Annotated in this window: 22 protein-coding genes; 11 read left to right on the top strand and 11 right to left on the bottom strand. The window is 72.0% G+C overall.

The features are described from left to right. Window positions 1-266: 266 nt before the first annotated feature. Window positions 267-2,141: an AMP-dependent synthetase/ligase gene (locus AW27_RS13715; protein WP_037918804.1), complete on the top strand. Its 1,875-nt coding sequence runs from the start codon at window positions 267-269 to the stop codon at window positions 2,139-2,141. 90 nt (window positions 2,142-2,231) lie between these two features. Here the strand turns inward: AW27_RS13715 and AW27_RS13710 are convergent, their stop codons facing one another. Together AW27_RS13710 and AW27_RS13705 are read right to left on the bottom strand one after the other, a co-directional pair. Further along, complete coding sequence (locus AW27_RS13710) at window positions 2,232-2,438, bottom strand: hypothetical protein (RefSeq protein ID WP_037918805.1); 207 nt, start codon at window positions 2,436-2,438, stop codon at window positions 2,232-2,234. 387 nt (window positions 2,439-2,825) lie between these two features. Continuing rightward, a complete protein-coding gene (locus AW27_RS13705) occupies window positions 2,826-3,122 on the bottom strand; it encodes a hypothetical protein (RefSeq protein ID WP_157840191.1) in 297 nt (98 codons plus the stop codon). Window positions 3,123-3,936: 814 nt separating this feature from the next. On the opposite strand from AW27_RS13705, the gene AW27_RS13700 reads away from it, so the two are divergent. After that, on the top strand, window positions 3,937-4,434 hold the full coding sequence (locus tag AW27_RS13700; protein WP_157840192.1) for a hypothetical protein: 498 nt from the start codon (window positions 3,937-3,939) through the stop codon (window positions 4,432-4,434). 24 nt (window positions 4,435-4,458) lie between these two features. Here the strand turns inward: AW27_RS13700 and AW27_RS13695 are convergent, their stop codons facing one another. The 3 genes from AW27_RS13695 to AW27_RS13685 form a co-directional block, all read right to left on the bottom strand. Next, window positions 4,459-5,055 (bottom strand): dihydrofolate reductase family protein, encoded by a 597-nt coding sequence (locus AW27_RS13695; RefSeq protein WP_037918811.1) that lies wholly within the window; start codon window positions 5,053-5,055, stop codon window positions 4,459-4,461. Window positions 5,056-5,516: 461 nt separating this feature from the next. After that, a complete protein-coding gene (locus AW27_RS13690) occupies window positions 5,517-5,753 on the bottom strand; it encodes a hypothetical protein (protein ID WP_304949869.1) in 237 nt (78 codons plus the stop codon). Between the two features lie 528 nt (window positions 5,754-6,281). Next, entirely contained in the window at window positions 6,282-6,551 is a 270-nt protein-coding gene (locus AW27_RS13685) for a hypothetical protein (protein WP_304949868.1), read from the bottom strand. Window positions 6,552-6,904: 353 nt separating this feature from the next. Between AW27_RS13685 and AW27_RS13680 the strand changes: the two genes are divergently transcribed. Continuing rightward, on the top strand, window positions 6,905-7,189 hold the full coding sequence (locus AW27_RS13680) for a hypothetical protein (protein WP_304949867.1): 285 nt from the start codon (window positions 6,905-6,907) through the stop codon (window positions 7,187-7,189). 218 nt (window positions 7,190-7,407) lie between these two features. Here AW27_RS13680 and AW27_RS13675 read toward each other — a convergent pair whose 3' ends face one another. Further along, window positions 7,408-7,611 (bottom strand): cold-shock protein, encoded by a 204-nt coding sequence (locus tag AW27_RS13675; RefSeq protein WP_030012116.1) that lies wholly within the window; start codon window positions 7,609-7,611, stop codon window positions 7,408-7,410. Window positions 7,612-7,848: 237 nt separating this feature from the next. Between AW27_RS13675 and AW27_RS13670 the strand changes: the two genes are divergently transcribed. The 4 genes from AW27_RS13670 to AW27_RS13655 all read left to right on the top strand — a co-directional run bounded on the left by AW27_RS13670 (window position 7,849) and on the right by AW27_RS13655 (window position 12,648). Then, window positions 7,849-8,712: a menaquinone biosynthetic enzyme MqnA/MqnD family protein gene (locus AW27_RS13670; protein ID WP_037918814.1), complete on the top strand. Its 864-nt coding sequence runs from the start codon at window positions 7,849-7,851 to the stop codon at window positions 8,710-8,712. A 204-nt stretch (window positions 8,713-8,916) separates the two neighbouring features. Then, complete coding sequence (locus AW27_RS13665) at window positions 8,917-10,716, top strand: serine/threonine-protein kinase (RefSeq protein ID WP_037918816.1); 1,800 nt, start codon at window positions 8,917-8,919, stop codon at window positions 10,714-10,716. A 77-nt stretch (window positions 10,717-10,793) separates the two neighbouring features. Next, window positions 10,794-11,990 carry a cyclic dehypoxanthinyl futalosine synthase gene (gene mqnC, locus AW27_RS13660; RefSeq protein ID WP_037918818.1) on the top strand — a complete coding sequence of 399 codons (1,197 nt, stop codon included), beginning with the start codon at window positions 10,794-10,796 and terminating at the stop codon, window positions 11,988-11,990. A gap of 13 nt (window positions 11,991-12,003) precedes the next feature. Then, window positions 12,004-12,648, top strand: coding sequence for an imidazolonepropionase-like domain-containing protein (locus AW27_RS13655; RefSeq protein ID WP_037918819.1), 645 nt, complete (start codon window positions 12,004-12,006; stop codon window positions 12,646-12,648). On the opposite strand, the gene AW27_RS13650 is transcribed toward AW27_RS13655, so the two are convergent. Together AW27_RS13650 and AW27_RS13645 are read right to left on the bottom strand one after the other, a co-directional pair. Further along, on the bottom strand, window positions 12,614-13,030 hold the full coding sequence (locus AW27_RS13650) for a response regulator transcription factor (protein ID WP_052030264.1): 417 nt from the start codon (window positions 13,028-13,030) through the stop codon (window positions 12,614-12,616). The genes AW27_RS13655 and AW27_RS13650 overlap by 35 nt on opposite strands. A gap of 56 nt (window positions 13,031-13,086) precedes the next feature. Next, on the bottom strand, window positions 13,087-13,992 hold the full coding sequence (locus AW27_RS13645; protein WP_037918821.1) for a DUF3152 domain-containing protein: 906 nt from the start codon (window positions 13,990-13,992) through the stop codon (window positions 13,087-13,089). 276 nt (window positions 13,993-14,268) lie between these two features. Here AW27_RS13645 and AW27_RS13640 point away from each other — a divergent pair, with 276 nt between their 5' ends. Both AW27_RS13640 and AW27_RS13635 read left to right on the top strand, forming a co-directional pair. Then, complete coding sequence (locus AW27_RS13640) at window positions 14,269-14,961, top strand: demethylmenaquinone methyltransferase (RefSeq protein WP_037918822.1); 693 nt, start codon at window positions 14,269-14,271, stop codon at window positions 14,959-14,961. 4 nt (window positions 14,962-14,965) lie between these two features. Next, entirely contained in the window at window positions 14,966-15,895 is a 930-nt protein-coding gene (locus AW27_RS13635) for a glutaminase (RefSeq protein WP_037918823.1), read from the top strand. Window positions 15,896-15,919: 24 nt separating this feature from the next. Here AW27_RS13635 and AW27_RS13630 read toward each other — a convergent pair whose 3' ends face one another. Further along, window positions 15,920-16,462 (bottom strand): GNAT family N-acetyltransferase, encoded by a 543-nt coding sequence (locus tag AW27_RS13630; protein ID WP_037918825.1) that lies wholly within the window; start codon window positions 16,460-16,462, stop codon window positions 15,920-15,922. Between the two features lie 97 nt (window positions 16,463-16,559). On the opposite strand from AW27_RS13630, the gene AW27_RS13625 reads away from it, so the two are divergent. Beyond that, the gene (locus tag AW27_RS13625) at window positions 16,560-17,843 is read left to right on the top strand and encodes a geranylgeranyl reductase family protein (RefSeq protein WP_037918827.1); all 1,284 of its coding nucleotides are present in this window, start codon (window positions 16,560-16,562) and stop codon (window positions 17,841-17,843) included. A gap of 306 nt (window positions 17,844-18,149) precedes the next feature. Here AW27_RS13625 and AW27_RS13620 read toward each other — a convergent pair whose 3' ends face one another. Together AW27_RS13620 and AW27_RS13615 are read right to left on the bottom strand one after the other, a co-directional pair. After that, window positions 18,150-18,422, bottom strand: a complete 273-nt coding sequence (locus tag AW27_RS13620; RefSeq protein WP_037918828.1) for a hypothetical protein — start codon at window positions 18,420-18,422, stop codon at window positions 18,150-18,152. Between the two features lie 181 nt (window positions 18,423-18,603). After that, complete coding sequence (locus tag AW27_RS13615) at window positions 18,604-19,434, bottom strand: C40 family peptidase (protein WP_037918830.1); 831 nt, start codon at window positions 19,432-19,434, stop codon at window positions 18,604-18,606. Window positions 19,435-20,232: 798 nt separating this feature from the next. Here AW27_RS13615 and AW27_RS13610 point away from each other — a divergent pair. Continuing rightward, a complete protein-coding gene (locus AW27_RS13610; RefSeq protein ID WP_030653431.1) occupies window positions 20,233-20,592 on the top strand; it encodes an NADH-quinone oxidoreductase subunit A in 360 nt (119 codons plus the stop codon). The last annotated feature ends 4 nt before the right edge of the window (window positions 20,593-20,596 follow it).

Here is a 20,596-nt window from a genome sequence, read left to right as displayed (position 1 = left end):
GTCGAGCCCCGGCTGGCCCCGTTCCTGCGGGGTGAGTGACGGGACACGTCCCCGCTGCCCCTCGGGGGCTGGATGGTCCCGGGCGGGGGTCGGGGCCCGCGGTGAGCGTCGGTGACGCGGTGCGCGGTACGGATCTCCTCGATTCCCCCGGCCGTGCGGTGGCGGCGGTCGCGGAGTGGAGCGTCGGTGAAGAAGGGCTCCGGGGGGTGGTCGGGCGGGGGCGCCCCTCCGTAGATTACCGGCGGTAACACCCGTCTAGTCGAGGAGTGTGCGCCGTGGAAGCGGAGCCGAAACCGGTGGAGCCCGTCCGGACGGTCGTCGACGGAGTGGTGCGTGAGGTGCGGGTACCCGCGCTGGCCGCGGCCCCCGCGCACGGATCCCTGGGGGACATCCCCTTCGACAACGCCGCCCAGGCCCCGCACGAGGCCGTACTCGCCCGCAAGGAGCCCGACGGGACCTGGCGCGACGTCACGGCCGCCGAGTTCGCGGCCGGGGTGCTCGCCGTCGCCAAGGGGCTGATCGCCGAGGGGCTGCGCGAGGGCGACCGGCTCGCCATCATGGCCCGCACGACCTACGAGTGGACCCTGCTCGACTTCGCCGGCTGGGCCGCGGGGCTGGTCACCGTACCCATCTACCCCACCGCCTCCGCCCTCCAGGCCCGCTGGATCATCCAGGACTCCGGCGCCGTGGCCTGCGCCGTCGAGGACACTGCGCAGGCCCGCATCCTCAGCTCCGAACGGACCAACCTGCCCCGGCTGGCCCACCTCTGGGAGTTCGACACGGGCGCGATCGGTCGACTGGTGAAGGCGGGGGAGCGCATCCCCGACGCCCTCGTGCACCTGCGGCGGGGCAACCGGACCCCGGACTCCGTCGCCACCCTCATCTACACCTCCGGCACCACCGGCCGGCCCAAGGGCTGCGTCATCACCCACGCCAACTTCTTCGCCGAGGTGGACAACTCCATCGAGCTGCTCCACCCCGTCTTCAAGTCCGTCAGCGAGGACCCCGCCTCGACCCTGCTGTTCCTGCCGCTGAGCCACGTCTTCGGCCGCATGGTCGCGGTCGGCTGCCTCCGGGCCCGCGTCAAGCTCGGCCACGCGCCCAGCATCCGTACCGAAGACCTCCTCGCCGACCTCGCCGGCTTCCGCCCGACCTTCCTGCTCGCCATCCCCTACGTCCTGGAGAAGGTCTACAACACCGCCCGAGCCACTGCCGAGAGCATGGGCCGCGCCTCCTCCTTCGACCGGGCCGCCCGCATCGCGCGCCGCGTCGGCGAGAGCGTCGAGGGCAAGGCGCCCGGGCCGGTACTGCGCGCCGCACGGGCGCTGTACGACCCGCTCGTCTACCGGCGGATCCGGACCGCGCTCGGCGGTCGCGTCCGCTACGTCCTGAGCGGCGGATCGCCCCTGGGGCGCAGGCTCGCCGCCTTCTACACCGGCGCGGGCATCGAGGTCTTCGAGGGCTACGGGCTCACCGAGACGACCGGGGCCAGCACCGTCACCCCGCCGCAGCGGCCCCGGCTCGGCACGGTGGGCTGGCCGCTGCCCGGGACCGCGGTGCGGATCGCCTCCGACGGGGAGGTGCTGCTGAGCGGTCGGCACGTCTTCGCGGGCTACTGGAACAGCGGGCAGGCGCTCCCGTCCGGCAGCTGGCTGGCCACCGGGGACATCGGAGCGCTCGACGCGGAGGGGTACCTCACCATCACCGGCCGCAAGAAGGACCTGATCATCACCTCCGGCGGCAAGAACGTGGCCCCCGCGCCACTGGAGGACCGCCTGCGGGCCCACCCGCTGGTCGGGCAGTGCATGGTGGTCGGCGACAACCGGCCCTACGTCGCCGCGCTGATCACCCTGGAGCCGGACGGGCTGTGGCACTGGCGCCAGATGCGGAAGAAACAGAACGTACCGATGCGGGACCTGGTGCGGGACGGGGAACTGCTGGCCGACCTCCAGCGGGCCGTCGACGAGGCGAACCAGCTGGTGTCACGGGCCGAGTCGATCCGTCGGTTCGCCGTCCTGCCGGGCGACTTCACCGAGGCCCGCGGGCACCTGACGCCGTCGCTGAAGCTCAGGCGGAGCGCGATCGCGCGCGACTACGCGGACCGCATCGACGAGCTGTACCGGGGGCCGCGGGGGACGTGAGCCCGATGGGTCTGGGCTGCGCCGCGGCCCCTGGGGCGTCCGCTGGTCGATAATCCGCGACGGATCGCTTGGGTCCAGAGCCCCGCTGCATCAGGCGACGTCGGACCAGCGGCTGTGCAGCGGCACCCGCACGGGGCGTTCGGGCGCACCCCGCGAGGCGGGCCGCATGGGGACGAGCGTGCCGGTGGCGGCGCGCTCCATGGAGTCTCCGATCGCGCCCGGCGCTCCGGGTGCCACACGCAGGGCTCCCACGGCGATGGCTGCCTTGAGCAGGGCGAGACGGTGGATGCTGGTCATGGCGTACTCCTTGGCGCTGCGGAGAGCGGTGGCGGCCGGCCTGCGGAGGCCGAACCTCGTACGACCATTGCGCCCCGCCGTCCTCGCGCCGTCACGCCACGGCATCTCGGGGCTTGACACGGCACGCGGCCAGGCCCTCACGGTGGGGCCGGAGCGCTGCGGAAGCCGATGGGGGTGGGGCGAGCGGGGCGGGGTTGTGGGTGCGGTGTTTCGCCGGGGCACCGGCCCGTTCCGGGGCTGGTCACAAGCCGCAACCGGCTTGGTCGCTTCTCGCGGACGGCGTCTGACGGCGTCTGACGGCGGTCGGGGTCAGGAGGTGCTGGCCGGCCGATCGCCGGTTCTGGACGTACTCCTGCGTACGTCCAGAACCGGGACGGGTGCTTCAGGTCAGGGGGTGGTGAGGGTCGGGTTCCTGACCACCTTCGCGCAGATCGCGTAGGCCTTCAGGGTTCCCGCGTTGTCGGGGTCGGAGTTGGTCGCGAACGCCCACCACCGCTCCCCGCTGATCGGTGCACTCGCCGTCAAGTGGTAACGGTCGGCGTAGGAGTTGCCTGCGGTCACGATCGCCCCGCCGCCCGTCCGGGTCTCGCCCGCCGGACACTCCGCCATCGCCGCCGCCCGGCCCGGGTAGCCGCCGGCAGCCGGCGGAATGGAGACCTCCGAGCTCTCCACCACACGCACCACATCGTCAGCTTGTGCCAGCCCTGCACCCCCGAACGCCATGACGGCGGCTGCAACGGCTACGAACGACTTCTTCAGCACAGAGATCTACCTCCACTCGAACCGGAAAAGGAGAGCGGGTCCCACGCGTTGGGCGCGGCCCCGCCCACACCCAACCCCAGCCCGCCCGTGCAATCCGCGATCTGGAGTCCGGTCGACACGAACGTTCACCGCAGAAACGATTTCCGCTACCGCAAATAGCTCACGGTGCGCATTCAAGGGCGCTCTGCTTGGGGCGATCGGTGGTAACTGCAGCCCGTCGAGTGCCCATGTCATGATTCGCTGTAGTGAATCTCTTCTGACGGTCGGTCGTTGTGTCGCCGCGCTCACCCACTCCCTCTCAGACCTGGATCGACTTCGACTCAGCCGTCATCCGTCCCTCCCGCCTCCCCCGATCGCCGTCAGGCGCCGTCCGCGAGAAGCGATTAGGGTGTGTGCGGCCCATGCCCAGCCCGGACGGGTCGCAGACGCTGAGGGGCGAGGAGTCCGGAGCGATCGGGTGCGTTGCGGGCTTCGCCCGTGCCGCCTCCGACGCCCCGTCCCGGAAAGTTGGCACCGGCCCGTTCCTCTGGGGGCTTACCGGCCGGCACGAACCGGAGAGACGATGGGACTGACGGGAAACCCCCAGAACAGCTCTGATGCCGCCCCACCGCCCCCCGCCACCACCCCGCCCACGCGTTACGCCCGGGCCCCCGCGGGTATCGGCCCGCACGGGAGAGGGGGCGCCGTGCGAGCTGCTGTGCGGAGGTGGGGGCGGGGGTTGGCCGGTGGTGGGGTGGTGGTGACGCTCGCCGTGGCCGGGTGGCTGATGTGGGTGCTGCCGGGGCCGCAGATGGGCGCCGTACTCGGCTTCGGGCCCGTGGACGGGGTCGTCGAGGTCGACCGCTGCTACGAGGCCCCCGCCGCCGAGGGCTGGGCGACCGGTACCGACTGTGCGGGCTGGTACACCCCCCGCCGCCCGGGGGAGGAGGCGCGCGAGATCGTGCTGGACACGGCCGCCGACGCGTACCGGCGGGGGGCCGAGGTGGAGGTTCGGACGGCGAGAGGTCGGGCCTACGAGCTGTCGGGGACGGCCGTGTTCAACTTCGGCACCGCCGCTGGGCTGCTGCTCGTACCGTTCCTCACGTTCGCGGCCTGGTTGTTCGCCTGTGCCCGCAGTGGCACGGTGAGGAAGGCCGAGGGCTACTTCCTCGTGTCCCTGGCCGGCCTGTTCGCCGCCGTCGTGCTGGGGGCGGTGGCCGGATGCCTGGTGGGGATCGGGACCGCCGTGTTCTGACGGCGGTCCCGATCCCGAGATGTGCTACGCCTCGGCGGCCGGGCGGTAGGTGCACACGTGCACGCCCGCGGGGCTGATCGCCGTGGAGGTCAGTTCGAGGGTGTGCAGGCCGCCGTCCTCGGGGAAGATCGACTTTCCGCCGCCCAGCAGCACCGGCATGATCATGAGCCGGAGCTCGTCGACGAGGCCCTCGCTCAGCAGGGTGCGTGCCAGGGTGGGGCTGCCCATGACCACCAGGTCCCCGCCGTCGCCGTCGCGCAGCTCGCGGATGCGGGCGACGGCCTTGGCGCCGTCGATCCGCGTGGTGTTGTTCCAGGTCAGCTCGTCGTCGCCCAGGGTGTCGGACACGACGTACTTCGGGAGGGCGTTCATCCGGTCGGCGAACGGGTCGCCGGCCCGCTGCGGCCACGCGGCGGCCATGTTCTGCCAGGTGCGGCGCCCGTACAGCAGTGCGTCGGCCTTCTCCAGGGCCTCGGTGAAGGCGCCACCGACGACCTCCGGGTCGAAGAAGGGCTGGGTCCAGCCACCGTGAGCGAAGCCGCCGTCGCCGTCCTCGCCCTGCCCGCCCGGGGCCTGCACGACCCCGTCGAGGCTGATGAATTCAGTGATGACGATGCGCATGGGGATCGTTCCTCTTCTGTCCGGGTCGGTGTCTACGCAAGTAAGACCGGCGGGCGCCGCGGAATGCATCGGTCCCCGCGATCCTTCTTGAGTGATCCGGGTCACACTGCCGCGAGTGGCGCGTGCGGGGTGGCGAGTGGGCCCCGTGGAGCGGCGGGGGGACCGCGCATCGGCGCGGCCGGGTGAGTGGACGCTGGCGTGGCCGCAGGCCTGCCCGATGGCTTCGAACGGGCGTAGTACGGCTTGAATCAGGTTGTCATCGGGCTATTTCGGGCGGAGAGTTGAGGCTGTTGTCCGTTCTGTCGCCGGACCGTGGTGAAGGCGAGACGAATGGTCCGTCACATCTGCCGGGCGGACGGCGAGTCGGGTCGGAATACCTGATAGACAGTGGATATTCACGGCCCGACCGGCCGCATACCCTGAACGGCTCCTTGGGGGGATCGCCGCACTGTGAAGCCGCTTCACCGCCACATCGTCAACACCTCGCGCAAGGTCCTGTGCACGGCCGCGCTCGCGGCCAGCCTGACCACTGCCGCGGTCGTCTCCACGCCGTCGACCGCGGACGCGGGGGAGTCCGAACCGACCCCGGACAGCCCGCAGGCCACCGACCGCGGTGACGCCCGGCTGGACCTGCCGGACATCGTCGCCGACCCGCCGCCCGCCGCGGGGGCGGGCACCCCGGAGGGCGCGAGCGGCATACCCGCGACCGCCCTCGACGCCTACCACCGCGCCGAGCTGTCGGTGGCGGCCGCGCTCCCCAACTGCAAGCTGCCCTGGCAGCTGCTCGCGGGCATCGGCCGGGTCGAGTCCGTCCACGCCTCCGGCTACGGGCTCAAGGCCGACGGCTACACGGAGAAGCCGATCCGGGGCCCGCGCCTCGACGGCAACGGCTTCGCCGAGATCCGCGACACCGACCGGGGCGAGTGGGACGCGGACGTGGTCTACGACCGCGCCGTCGGTCCCATGCAGTTCATCCCCTCGACCTGGGCCACCTGGGGCGCCGACGGCAACGGCGACTCCAAGCGGGACCCGAACAACATCTACGACGCGGCCCTCGGCGCCGGCCTCTACCTGTGCGCGGGTGACCGGAACCTGTCCGTGGCCGCCGAGCTCGACAAGGCGATCCTCAGCTACAACAACTCCCGCGAGTACGTGAACACCGTGCTCGGCTACATGCGCCAGTACCAGCAGGGCGCCACCGAGGTCGCGAACCCGCCCGTCGGCAACTACCCGCCGGCGCAGCCGGGCACCCTGCCCACGCCCCGCCCGCAGCCGGTCACGTCGACGCCGACCCACACGCCGACCCCGACGCCCACGCCCACCCCGACCCCGACGCCCACTCCGACGCCCACCCCGACGCCGACTCCCACGCCCACCCCGACGCCGACCCCCACCCCGGAGAAGCCGGCCCCGTACCTCCAGGACCTGACGGTGCTGGACGGTCCCGGCCTCACCACCGAGGCGGGGACCGCCTTCACCACGGTTCCGCGGGTCAAGCTGCTCCTCAGTGACGGCAAGCCCGCAGCGAACCGAGAGGTGATCTTCGCGATCGAGGAGGACGCCACCGGCACCCTCTTCGGGACGGCGACCTCCCTGGTGGTCACGACGGGCGCCGACGGCATCGCCGCCGCCCGGCCTCAAGGCCGGCGCCACGGCGGGCACCTTCACCCTGCGGGTCTCGGCCTACGACACCACCAGCCGGCTCACCGCGAACTTCACGGGCAAGGTCACGGCGCCGGTCGCCGACCTGCTCGCCCGCCCGGACGGCGCGAAGCCGCTCGCGGCGGTCGCCGGTACGAGCATCAAGGGGGTCGAGGTCCGGGCCACGGCCAAGGGCAAGGCCGTCGCCGTGTCCGGAGTCGTCGCCGGTCTGGGCCAGGAGAAGGGCGGCGAGTGGGTGCCGGCCGACCCGGAGACCGCGAAGGGCCCCTACTTCAAGGACGAGAGCGGCAAGAAGGTCTTCAGCCTCACCCTGCCGGAGACCGCCGCCGACGGCCGGATCGTCCTGCCGGAGCTCTTCACGGACGCGGACCTCGCCCCGGGCGCCTACCAGCTCCGCCTGGTCACCCCGGAGGACGTGGTCCTGATCCTCCGCATCGAGATCACCGCCCCGCCCGCGGACGCCGCGAACTGACCCGGGCCCGGGTCGGCGGGCGCGTCGGACCCGGCCGGCCCGGCCGTACACACGCCCTGGGGCCCGCACCGTGCACACGGTGCGGACCCCAGGGCGTATCCGCCCCCCGCCGCGATCCGGAGGGGAAAGGCAGGAGCCCCGCCGCTCTGCTCGCGCAGAGGGGACAGGGCTCCTTGGGTACTGCTTTTCCAACCCGCGATGGAGGTTGGCCCAGGCGACTAGGCCGGGGTGACGTTCTCCGCCTGCGGGCCCTTCGGACCCTGCGTGACGTCGAAGTTCACCGTCTGGTTCTCCTCCAGGGAGCGGAAGCCAGAGGCGTTGATCGCGGAGTAGTGGACGAAGACATCCGGGCCGCCGCCGTCCTGGGCGATGAAGCCGAAGCCCTTTTCAGCGTTGAACCACTTCACGGTTCCGGTAGCCATGAGCCCTCCTATGGGCCAAAGGGTCGCCCTGCTCCAGAACCTGCTAAGAAGTCTGAAAACTACAAAAGCCTGCGGGTCACATTCTCCGCAGGCCTCGTACTGCAAGGGAAACCAAACTGCAACTTGCGTCGAGCCTAGCACGCACCATGCGGCCGAGACCAGAGGGAAAGATCACGTCACCCGGACGTTTGAGACCCTCCTCAGGGCTGACGCGGACCGTGGGACTAGTCTCGCGATGTGGACGTCTACCGCAGCCGGCCCCGCGTCGGCCACATTCAGTTCCTGAACTGCCTGCCTCTCTACTGGGGGCTCGCCAGAACCGGCACGCTGCTGGACCTGGAGCTGACCAAGGACACCCCCGAGAAGCTCAGCCAGCGGCTCGTCGACGGGGAGCTGGACATCGCCCCGATCACCCTCGTGGAATTCCTCCGCAACGCCGACCGGCTCGTCGCCTTCCCCGATCTCGCGGTCGGCTGCGACGGCCCCGTGATGTCCTGCGTGATCGTTTCGCAGGCCCCCCTGGACCGGCTCGACGGAGCCCGCGTCGCCCTCGGCTCGACCTCCCGTACGTCCGTACGCCTGGCCCAGCTACTGCTGTCCGAGCAGTACGGCGTAGAGCCCGACTACTACACCTGCCCGCCCGACCTGGGTGTGATGATGCAGGAGGCCGACGCCGCCGTACTGATCGGCGACGCCGCGCTGCGGGCATCGCTCCACGACGCGCCCCGGCTCGGGCTGACCGTCCACGACCTCGGGCACATGTGGAAGGAGTGGACCGGACTGCCGTTCGTGTTCGCCGTGTGGGCCGCCCGCAAGGACTACCTGGCCCGCGAGCCCGCGGTCGTCCAGAAGGTCCACGAGGCCTTCCTCGCCTCCCGTGACCTCTCCCTCGAAGAGGTCACCAAGGTCGCCGAGCAGGCGGCCCGCTGGGAGGCCTTCGACGCGGCGCTGCTGGAGCGGTACTTCACGACGCTCGACTTCCGCTTCGGGCCCGACCAGCTCGCCGGCGTACGGGAATTCGCCCGCCGGACGGGAGCGACGACCGGCTATCCCGCGGATGTGTCCGTGGAGCTGCTGAGCGCGATGGTGCAGGAGTGCTGACCGCGTTTACCGCCGGGTAGATCCAAAGCGCCCGCCAGGTGAATGCCCGGTTTCCCGGGAATTCCCGCCCTTTCCGCATTCCTCCGCCGGTCGGGGGAAATGCAAAAGGGTGGCGGCCGCACCCTCCCGCTGCTGCCACCCCCTAGGCTGCTGCTCGACCGGATGCCACAAGGCGCCCGGAAACACGGGGAATTGGGGGGCGCGATGCATCCGCTGGAAGCCGGTGAGCCGCGGACCATCGGTGCGTACCGGTTGCTCGGCCGGCTCGGCGCGGGTGGCATGGGACGGGTCTACCTCGGACGCAGCGCGGGCGGCCGGACCGTCGCCGTCAAGATCGTCCACCCGCACTTCGCCTCCGACGAGGAGTTCCGGGCCCGGTTCCGCCGCGAGGTCGAGGCGGCCCGACGGGTCGGCGGCGAGTGGACCGCGCCGGTGCTGGACGCGGACCCCGGGGCCCCGGTTCCGTGGGTGGCCACCGGGTACGTGGCGGGCCCCTCCCTGGACCGCGCGCTCGCCGCGCACGGGCCGCTCCCCGAGACCTCGGTACGGGCCATCGGCGCGGGGCTGGCACGCGCCCTGGTGGCCGTGCACGGGCTCGGGCTCGTCCACCGGGACGTGAAGCCGTCGAACGTGATGCTCACCCTCGACGGGCCGCGGCTGATCGACTTCGGGATCGCGCGGGCCACCGACGGCACCGCCTCGCTCACCTCCACCGGAGTCTCCGTCGGCTCGCCGGGCTACATGGCGCCCGAACAGATCCTCGGCAAGGGGATCACCGGGGCGGCCGACGTGTTCTCGCTCGGCGCGGTGGTGGCCTTCGCCGCGACCGGCCGGCCGCCGTTCACCGGGGACAACTCCGCCACCCTCCTCTACAAGGTGGTGCACGAACCGCCCGAGCTCGGTGGGCTCCACGCCGGGGACCTGCGCGACCTGATCGAGGCCTGCCTGGCCAAGACGGCCGCCGACCGGCCCGCCCCCGACGCCGTCGCCGCCGCCCTGGCCGGGGCGCTCGGCGCCCCGGGCTGGCTCCCCGCGTCCCTGGTCGAGGAGGCCAGCCGGGCCGCGGTTGCCCTGCTCGACCTCGACGCCGGCCCCGCCGAGGGGGCCGCCGCGGCCGGCCCCGCCCCGGCCGGAGGCGGGCCCGCGGGACCGGAGGCGGTGTCGGGCCCGGTCCCGTTCACCGCCGGGTCGTACGCCCCCGCCGGTGGCGGCTTCGGGGCACCGGACCCCTCGTACGGGAGCCAGGGCGCGGGCGCTCCGTACGCCGTCCCGGCGGTGGGTCCGCACGGCAGCCCCACCGAGACCGCCGGCGGGGCCCCGGCCGGCGGCCCGCCCTCCGGGCCGCCCGGGGCCGGCGCGCTGCCGCATCCGCGGACGGAGCCCGGCGGCCGGCAGATCACGGTCAGCACCGGCGGCCGCCGGTTCAGCTGCACCCTCGTGCTGGCCGCCGCGGCCGTCCTGGCGCTGCTGTCCGGCGGGCTCTACTTCCTGGACCTGCTGCCGGGACAGGGCGGCGGGCAGCGGGACCTGGCCGACGCCGGCGCGCGGCCCTCCGCCTCCTCACCCGCCCCGGGAGCTTCCGCCCCGGACGCTTCCGCCCCGGCTTCGGGTGCGAGCTCCGCGCGGCCCTCGTCCGGGACCCGTACCGACGTGCCCAAGGAGTTCATCGGTACGTGGAAGGGCACGGTCACCACCGCCCGCCTCGGGCTCTCGTCAGAGTTCGAGATCACCATCAAGGGCGGCCGGGTCGGCGAGGTCGTCGCCCGGGACAAGTCCGTCCTGGCCGTCCTCGGCACCGACTGCAGCGGTGACTGGAAGCTCGCCTCGGCCACCGACCGCTCCCTGGTGCTGGACACCGCGGGCGGACCCAACCCGGCCCCGGGGGTCTGCTCCAACGGCTCCGCCGACGAGCGGTTCACCCTGAACGCGGACGGGACGCTCCACTACGCGTCGGGCGACAGCCCGGCCGGGAACCCCGAGGGCGACCTCAGGCGCAGCCCCTGAAAGCCGCCGCCGGACCCTGGCGTAGGCTGGCTCGGTCCGGACCTTGACACAGACACACCGCCGAAAGGTGACTCCCGGTGACCGACCAGGCCGTTCTCCAGTCTGTCCTCGACCGCGCCGCCGCGGGGGGCCGGATCACCAAGGAAGAGGCGCTCGACCTCTACCGCCACGCGCCGCTGCACGCGCTGGGGCAGGCGGCGGACGCGGTGCGCCGCCGCTACGCGGGCACCGAGCACATCGCCACGTACATCATCGAGCGGAACATCAACTACACGAACGTGTGCGTCACGGCGTGCAAGTTCTGCGCCTTCTACGCGGCCCCGAAGGACACGAAGAAGGGCTGGTCGCGGGATCTCGACGACATCCTGCGCCGCTGCGCGGAGACCGTCGAACTGGGCGGCACGCAGATCATGTTCCAGGGCGGGCACCACCCGGACTACGGCGTCGAGTACTACGAGCACCACTTCGCGGCCATCAAGCAGGCGTTCCCGCAGCTGGTCATCCACTCCCTCGGCGCGTCCGAGGTCGAGCACATGGCCCGTATCTCGGGGGTCTCGGCGAAAGAGGCGATCCAGCGCATCCACGCGGCCGGCCTCGACTCCTTCGCGGGCGCCGGCGCCGAGCTGCTGCCGGCCCGGCCGCGCAAGGCGATCGCCCCGCTCAAGGAGTCCGGCGAGCGCTGGCTGGAGATCATGGAGATCGCCCACGAGCTGGGCGTGGAATCCACCTCCACCATGCTGATGGGCACCGGCGAGACCAACGCCGAGCGCATCGAGCACATCGCGATGATCCGGGACACGCAGGACCGCACGGGCGGCTTCCGCGCCTTCATCCCGTACACCTACCAGCCCGAGAACAACCACCTCAAGGGCCGCACCCAGGCGACGATCTTCGAGTACCTGCGCATGATCGCGATCGCGCGCCTGTTCCTCGACAACGTCGCCCACATCCAGGGCTCGTGGCTGACCGTCGGCAAGGAGGCGGGCCAGCTCTCGCTGCACTACGGCGCGGACGACCTCGGCTCGATCATGCTGGAGGAGAACGTCGTCTCCTCGGCCGGAGCCAAGCACCGCTCCAACCGCCAGGAGATCATCGACCTCATCCGCAAGGCGGGCCGCACACCGGCGCAGCGCGCGACGACGTACGAGCACCTCCTGGTCCACGACGACCCGGCGAACGACCCGGCCGACGACCGCGTCGTCTCGCACATCTCCTCCACCGCGATCGAGGGCGGCACCGCGCACCCCGAGCTGAAGCTCGTCTCCGCGAACTGACGCGTCCGACACGATGCTGACGCTGCACGCCGCCGAACTCCTCGTGACCGGACCGAGGTCCGCTCCGCTGGCGGGCGGCGCGGTCCTCGTCGAGGGCGACCGGATCGCCCGCGTGGGTCCCTACGAGGACCTGGCGGCGGCCCACCCGCACGCCCGGGTCCGCCGCTGGCCCGGGGTGCTCACCCCGGGGCTGCTGGTGCGCGGGGCGGACGAGCTGCTGGAGCGGACGTACTACCCGGACGACCCGTACGAGGTCACGGAGCTCGGCGCGGACCCGATCAGCGGCGGGGAGGCGCTGGAGGCCCTGAAGCCGACCGAGTCGCGGTGGGGCCACAGCGCCCGGCGCGGCACGCAGCGGCTGCTGGCCCGCGGGGTGGTGGCGGTGTGCGGCCGCTTCACGGTCGCCGCGGTGCGTACGGCGGTGTCCCGATCGGGGCTGACGATCCTGCCGCCGGCGCCCTACGAGGGGCGCGCCGCCCTGGATCCCCTCGCGGGCCGGGAGTCGGCGGCGGAGGCCTTCCACGGGGTGCTGGAGCCGGGCGCGGTGGCACGCTTCGCGGTGTTCGCGGTGGCGGACGAGGCCGATCTGCTGGCGCGGGGTGCGACCACGTGCGTGGCCACGGTCATCGGGGGACGGCTGCTCCACCGCCGTCGCTGAGACCGCCGTCGCCGAGCCCGTCGCCGAGCCCGTCGTATCCGAGTCCGTCGTGGCTTCCGCCGGGCGCGCTCCCGGCGGGGAGTGCCTCGGCGGTCCGGCCGCCCTCCCGGGCGAGGGCGGCCAGCAGGCAGGCCTGGAGGCGGCTGATCCCGCCGAGCTTGGCGCGTATGTTCACGACGTGGAACTTGACCGTGCTGACGGACAGTTGGAGTTCTCCGGCGAGTTCCCGGTTGGAGGCGCCGGTGGCCAGGCACAGGAACACCGCGGACTCCTGCTCGGTCAGCAGGGCTTCGCAGGGACGGCCCTCGTGCTGCGCCGGCGGCCCGTCCGGCTCCTCGTACGAGGGGAACCACGCAGGGACGCTGAAGCTGACGACGCGCACGGTTCCCACTCCTCGATGCCCCCCCCGGCCGGCCCCGTACGGAGGGCGGCCTTTTCCTAGAGGACGGGTGGACCGGACAGGTAGGTTCCCTCCGCGTCGAACGGCCAGGCATTGGACTTGCAGCCGCCGAGGCCCTTGATCTGCTGCATCATCGCCGGCGCGGGCTTTCCGGGGCCCGGGCAGCCCTCGTGGCCGCGGCCGATCTCGTGCCCGACCTCGTGGTTGACGATCAGCGCCCGGTACTCCTCCACGGTGCCGCTGAACTGGGGCGAACCCTCCTTCCAGCGCTTGAGGTTCACCACCACGGTGTGGCCGACCCGGCAGTTGGTCTCGCCGATCAGCTCCGGGGTGACCACGTCGCACAGCATGTCGGTGGTCCTGGGCGACGCGATCTTGACGGTGAAGTCCACCGGCTGGCCCGCTCCCACGAGCTGGAAGCCGTACCGCGGGTCCTTGGTCCAGCCGCGCGGATCGCCGAGTATCGCCTCGACGGAACGGGCGGCCGCCTCCGGATCGACCCCGCTGCCCTCCTCGACCTCCAGCCGCCAGCGCCGTGCCGTCCCCTTGCCCTGGACACCGCCGGAGGCGGACGACCCGGCGAAGGCGCCGGGCTTGCCGGGCGTCGCCGGGGCGTCGGTGGACGGCTGCGGCGAGGCGGACTGCTGTGCCGAGGCGGCGGGGGACGGCTCGGCCTCGGGGGACTTCGCGCCGCCCTGCGGGAGCGGGTTCCCCGCGGCGTCGGTGCCTCCTGCGCCCGGTTCGTCGGGCCGGGCCGCGGCGCGGCCCTTGGCGTCCGTGCTGGTCCCGTCCTCGGGCACCAGCGCGTAGGCGGTCGCCGAGACGGCGACCAGCGCCGCGGAGCCGAGGAGGATCGTACGCCGCAGCCGCCTGCGCCGTGCGGCCCGGCGCCTGGCGCGCGGGCCGTCACGGCGGGAACGACCGGTGGAATGGCCTGCCGGCATCGTGAAGCTTCCTGTTCGCGGCGGCCGCTGCCGGACCCGCCCACGGTTGGGGTGCTGATCCGGTGGGTGACCCTCACCGGGCCGCACCCTGGCAGTCAACGCGTGTGCGACGTAGCAGCGTAACTGTCCTTCGGAACAGTTCTACGGTCGGGTACGGCGCGGCTACGGCGCCGCGGCGGCGCGCTACGGCGGAGCCCGCGCCGTCCGGGCCCGGGCGGCCTGAGAGGATGGGGCGGTACCCGCCGATCCGCATCGCAACACGAGGGGCGAACGCCAGTGACAAGGGCCTCCCTGGACAAGCAGCCGCACGAAGTCGCCTCCATGTTCGACAGGGTCGCGGCGAACTACGACCTGACCAACGACGTCCTTTCCCTCGGCCAGGACCGGGTGTGGCGCAAGGAGGTCGCCAAGGCCGTCGCCGCGCGCCCCGGGCAGAAGGTCCTCGACCTGGCGGCCGGTACGGCGACCTCCTCGCTGCCCTTCGCGGCGACCGGCGCGTACGTCGTCCCGTGCGACTTCTCCCTCGGCATGCTCATGGAGGGCAAGAAGCGGAACGCCTGGCTTCCGCTGACTGCCGGCGACGCGACGAAGCTGCCGTTCAAGGACGACGTCTTCGACACCGTGACGATCTCCTTCGGCCTGCGCAACGTCCAGGACACCGACGCGGCGCTGCGCGAGCTGTACCGGGTGACCAAGCCGGGCGGGCAGGTCGTGATCTGCGAGTTCTCGCAGCCCACCTGGGCGCCCTTCCGGACGGTCTACACCGAGTACCTGATGCGGGCGCTGCCGCCCGTCGCCCGCGCGGTGTCGTCCGACCCCGACGCGTACGTCTACCTCGCCGAGTCCATCCGCGCCTGGCCGGACCAGCCGGCGCTGGCCGCCCTGCTGCAGAAGGCCGGCTGGTCCAAGGTCGCCTGGCGCAACCTCAGCGGCGGCATCGTCGCGCTGCACCGGGGCACCAAGGTCTGACGCCGTGTCCGACGCAGAGTCCCCCGACTACGAGTCCCTGCTGGAGCGGATCGCCGCCGAGGTCGCCCCGCTGCTGGGCAGCGGCACGCCCGCCGAGTACATCCCGGCGCTCGCCGCCGTGGAACCGTGCCAGTTCGGGATGGCCGTCGCCGACCTCGACGGCAACGTCTTCGGGGTGGGGGACTGGCAGGTGCCCTTCTCCGCCCAGTCGATCACCAAGGTGTTCGCGCTCGCCCTGGCCCTGGCCGAGGGCGGCGACAGCCTGTGGGAGCGGGTCGGCCGGGAGCCCTCGGGCAACCCGTTCAACTCGCTCGTGCAGCTGGAGTACGAAAACGGCATTCCGCGCAACCCGTTCATCAACGCCGGCGCCCTCGTGGTCACCGACCGGCTCCAGACACTGACGGGCGACGCGAGCAGCGAGGTGCTGGAGTTCCTGCGGCAGGAGAGCCAGAACCCGGACATAGGCTTCGATGCCGAGGTCGCCGCCTCCGAGCAGGGACACGGGGACCGCAACGCGGCCCTCGCCCACTTCATGGCCTCGTACGGGAACATCGACAACCCGGTGCCGGCCCTGCTGGAACACTACTTCTGGCAGTGCTCCATCGAGATGAGCTGCGCCGACCTCGCCCGTGCCGGACGCTTCCTGGCCCGGCACGGACTGCGCGCGGACGGCTCGCGGCTGCTGACGCGCAGCGAGGCCAAGCAGGTCAACGCGGTGATGATGACCTGCGGGACCTACGACGCGGCGGGCGAGTTCGCCTACCGCGTCGGGCTGCCCGGCAAGAGCGGGGTGGGCGGCGGGATCGTCGCCGTCGTCCCGGGGCAGTGCACCCTCGCCGTGTGGAGCCCGGGGCTCGACGCCCGGGGCAACTCGGTCGCGGGCGTCGCCGCGCTGGACCGCTTCACGACGCTGACGGGCCTGTCCGTCTTCTGACCCCCCTGCCCGCTGCCGGGACGCTCACCGGGGCGGCGGCAGCTCCCGCAGGTCCAGGGCGTAGCGGCGGGCCGGGCTCCCGCCCGGCGTCGTGAACTCCTCGGCCAGGGCCATGCCCAGCCGCTCCGCCACCGCCACGGAGCGGGCGTTGTCGGCGTGGATCATCGCCACCACCCGCTCGATCCCGGTCTCGCGGACCCGCTCCAGGGTGGCGAGCGCCGCGGCGTACGCGTAGCCGCGTCCCCAGGCCGCCCGCCCGAGCCGCCAGCCGATCTCGATCTCCCCGACCGGCCCCCACGGCTTGTCCGCCGGCCACGGCTGCGCCCCGGTGAAGCCGATCACCTCGCCGTCGCCGTCCAGCAGCGTCCACAGGCAGAGGCCGAGCTGTGCGTCGTGCAGCCGCTGGCGCGCGGTGAACTCCTCGTACTCGGACCACTCGGCGGGACCGCCCAGGAACTCCATGACATCGGCGTCGTTGAAGACGCGGTGCCAGGCGTGGGCGTCCTCGTCGGTGGGCACGCGCAGCCCTACCGCGGGGAGCGGGGGCCGGGTCGGCGAAGTCGTCATCGGGGCAGCCCTTCGGATCGCGGTCTCTCTCGCTGCATAGACTGCACATGTCCGGTGCCGCCTGGCACCCTTTATCGAGCCTTCGGGAGACCCCGCAGTGACCGAGCTCCTCTCCGAACACTCCGCGGACGTGATCGTCGTCGGGGCCGGGCCCGCCGGCTCGACCACCGCCTACTACCTCGCCAAGGCCGGATTGGACGTCCTGCTCCTGGAGAAGACGGCGTTCCCCCGCGAGAAGGTCTGCGGCGACGGACTGACGCCGCGCGCCACCAAGCAGCTGGTGGCGATGGGCATCGACATCTCCGAGGAGGCCGGCTGGCTCCGCAACAAGGGCCTGCGGATCATCGGCGGCGGACAGCGGCTCCAGCTGGACTGGCCGGAACTGGCCTCCTACCCGGACTACGGACTCGTCCGCAAGCGCGACGACTTCGACGAGACCCTGGCCCGCCAGGCCCAGAAGGCCGGCGCCCGGCTGTACGAGCGCTGCAACGTCGGCGAGCCCGTCCGCGACGCCCGCACCGGCCGCATCACCGGCGTGCAGGCGAAGCTGGGCGAGGAGAAGACCCCGGTCACCTTCCACGCACCGCTGGTCGTCGCCGCCGACGGCAACTCCTCCCGGCTGTCCCTGGCCATGGGCCTGCACCGGCGCGAGGACCGTCCGATGGGCGTCGCGGTGCGCACGTACTTCACCTCGCCGCGGCACGACGACGACTATCTGGAGTCCTGGCTGGAGCTGTGGGACCGGCGCGGCCCGCAGGACCGGCTGCTGCCCGGCTACGGCTGGATCTTCGGCATGGGCGACGGCACGTCCAACGTCGGCCTCGGCATCCTCAACTCCTCCTCCGCCTTCAAGGAGCTGGACTGGCGCGAGGTCCTCAAGGCCTGGTGCGCCTCGATGCCGGAGGACTGGGGCTACACCCCGGACAACATGACGCAGCCGATCCGCGGCGCGGCCCTGCCGATGGCCTTCAACCGGCAGCCGCACTACACCAAGGGCCTGCTGCTGGTCGGGGACGCCGGCGGCCTGGTCAACCCGTTCAACGGCGAGGGCATCGCCTACGCGATGGAGTCGGGCCGGATCGCGGCCGACGTGATCGTGCAGGCGCAGGCGCGCTCCACCCCGGCGCAGCGCGAGCTGGCGCTGCACAACTACCCGAAGGTGCTCAAGGAGACCTACGGCGGCTACTACTCGCTGGGCCGCGCCTTCGTGAAGCTGATCGGCAACCCGAAGGTCATGAAGGTCGCCACGCAGCGCGGCCTGACCCACCCGGTGCTGATGAGGTTCACCCTGAAGATGCTGGCGAACCTGACCGACCCGACGGGCGGCGACGCCATGGACCGCGTCATCAACGGCCTCTCGAAGGTGGCCCCCCGCGCTTGATCGGTCAAGGCCGGGTCGCTCGTCGGACAGCCGAGCGGCCCGGCTCGGCTCGGGGCGGCTCGGCTCGGGGCGCCGGCCGTCACACGTTCAGGATCTTCACCTTCGGCGAGCCGGGAAGCTCCTCGACTTCCTTGATCAACGACTGGGGGGAGCGACACGGATCTCTTGGCGGCTCGGTCGACGGCCTGGGGCGCCACGTGACGACTCATACCCCAAACGCACTACCGGCGGTAGGAAACGTCCCGTCTGATGGCTGCCCCGGTGGAACCAAGGCGGCCCCGAAGGCCTGAGGCCGGTGGAGGGTGCTCATGAGGGACGGCGGTCGCCGGTACCCCGGTCTTCCCGGTCGGGGCCGCCGTGCACGCCGCGCACGCACCGGGCCAGCAGGACCAGGCCGCACACCAGCAGGGTGCCCGAGACGGTCCAGCCGGTCGCGAGGAGCAGGGCGTGCCCCGGTTTCTGCCAGGGGCGGGTGGTGTTCAGCAGCCAGCCCCCGACGGCGAGGAGCCCGAGGCCGAGGGCGGCCCGGACCGCGGTGGGGTCGCCGGCCTCGTGGTGCTCGTACGGCTGTGTGCCCACGGGACCACCACCTCCAGGGTCTGACGCTCGGGGCCTGCCCCGCCATCTTCGCAGGGACCGGAACGCCGCGTACCGGCGCCCACGACAACGGCCGGAGGGCCGGTACTCCACCCCCGAGCGGGGGAGTACCGGCCCTCCGGCCGTGTCTGCTGCCGGGACCTGAGCGGGGCTCAGGGGCGGCTCAGAGGACGCGGACGGCGCCCGTCGGCTTGTCGTAGCTCAGGCTGCGCTCGACGATGCCCGTGCTGGGGTTCTGCGCGCCGACGAACTTGCCACCGCCGACGTAGACGGCGACGTGGTACGCGCTGCCCTTGGGGCCCCAGTACAGGATGTCGCCCGGCTGAAGGGCGCTCAGGGAGACGGACCGGCCGGCCGTGGACTGCGCCTGGGACATGCGCGGCAGGGAGATGCCGGCCTGGCGGTAGGCGGCCTGGACGAGGCCGGAGCAGTCGAACGAGGACGGGCCGGTCCCGCCCATCACGTAGGCCTTGCCGACCTGCGCGCGGGCGAAGTTGACGATGGCAGCGGCGGAGCCGGTCGCCGGGGCCGTCACGGTGCCGGTGCCCTGCGGGGCCTTCGCCGGGGCGGAGGTGGTCTTCAGCGAGGTGCGCTCGGAGTCGCGGGTGGCGCGCTCGGCCTCGGCCTTGCGGTCCGCCTCCTCCTTCGCCTTCTTCTCGGCGGCCTTCAGGGCCGCTTCCTTGGCCTGCTTCGCCTCGGCGGCGGCGCCGGTGCGGGCGCTCTCCTCCTGAGCGGTCAGTTCGTCTTCCACGGCGGCCAGACGGGTGTTCTCGGCGGCCGTAGCGACCGCGGAGGAGACCTCGGCGGCCAGGTCCAGGTCCAGGACCGGCATTTCGAGCGTCGTCTCGGCCACAGGCTCGGACGGGGATGCGCTCGCGGTGCCGGCCATGGCCAGGGTGCTGAGAACGCCACCGGCAACTCCGGCGCGGACCGCGAGCTTCGAGGCGCTGCGGCGGGGCTTCCGGTGGCTGGGTATGTGAGCGGTGTGGGACATGAGAACAACCGCTATCAGGGCGTCAGGGTTCCCTTCAAGAAACGTGGGGTGCGCCACAGTTGCGCGCGAAGGGCGCGAACCGGGCGCGCCTGGCTTCTTATTGACGCCGTAACGGGCGAAACGGACACGCCCTCACAGGGCTGTGATCATGGGGTTTCAGAATTAAGTCCGAAATGATCCCCGGACTACCATCCCTCCGTACAGATGGCCAAGCCCGCTTTCGGAACGTCCGATTCGGAGTGGCGCAGGTCACAGGAGGATCACGTCGCGTGGACACCGCGGCCGGCCCGTGACCTTCCTGTGAAGCCGGGCGCCCGCCGCCGCGGAGGGCTCGTGAACGGATGCACGCACTCGGCGCCCCGTCGCACCCTCGTATGCCCCGCGTCCACCTCTGTACACGCAGGCCCCCCGACCGGGCGACGCGGATCTCCATATCACTGCCCGGGCGCTGGGGCCAATTTGCTTGCAGGCGGAATCGTTTGGTAGGGCGACGCGCCCTCCACCTGCAACAACGGGCTTGAATGTCACTATTGGTGATCATGCGGCTGCTTCGAGTATGAAGATCACCACTCATCGGACTTCATGATCGTTCGTCAGGTGGTGGAGATCACAAACTCGGTGGTGTTCCCCGTGTCGCAGATCACAGAGGAGCGGGCATAAGATGCGCACCAGTCCGGCTTGTGAACTGCCTCACATGTGCACGATCTTCGCGAGGCGGGGCACGCCCCCCGCTACCGCTGGGAGGGGCCCGGCCGGCCGCGGTCCAACGGTCCAGGACGACTGGAAGGAGCGAGGAGCGTGAATGCGTACGCGCCCATCCTCGTGCTCGGCGCCCTCGGCGCAGGGTTTGCGATCTTCTCCGTGGTCATGGCCACGCTGATCGGTCCAAAAAGGTACAACCGGGCGAAGCTCGACGCCTATGAATGCGGCATCGAGCCGACGCCGATGCCGGCCGGTGGCGGTCGCTTCCCCATCAAGTACTACCTGACGGCGATGCTCTTCATCGTCTTCGACATCGAGGTTGTCTTCCTCTACCCCTGGGCCGTCACCTTCGACTCCCTGGGGATCTTCGGGCTCGTCGAGATGCTGCTCTTCGTGCTCACCGTCTTCGTCGCCTACGCCTACGTCTGGCGCCGCGGCGGCCTGGAATGGGACTGAGGGG

Source organism: Streptomyces sp. PCS3-D2 (assembly GCF_000612545.2).
Classification (GTDB): domain Bacteria; phylum Actinomycetota; class Actinomycetes; order Streptomycetales; family Streptomycetaceae; genus Streptomyces.
Note: the sequence above shows the minus strand (reverse complement) of the source record. Positions and strands in the feature narration are given on the sequence as shown.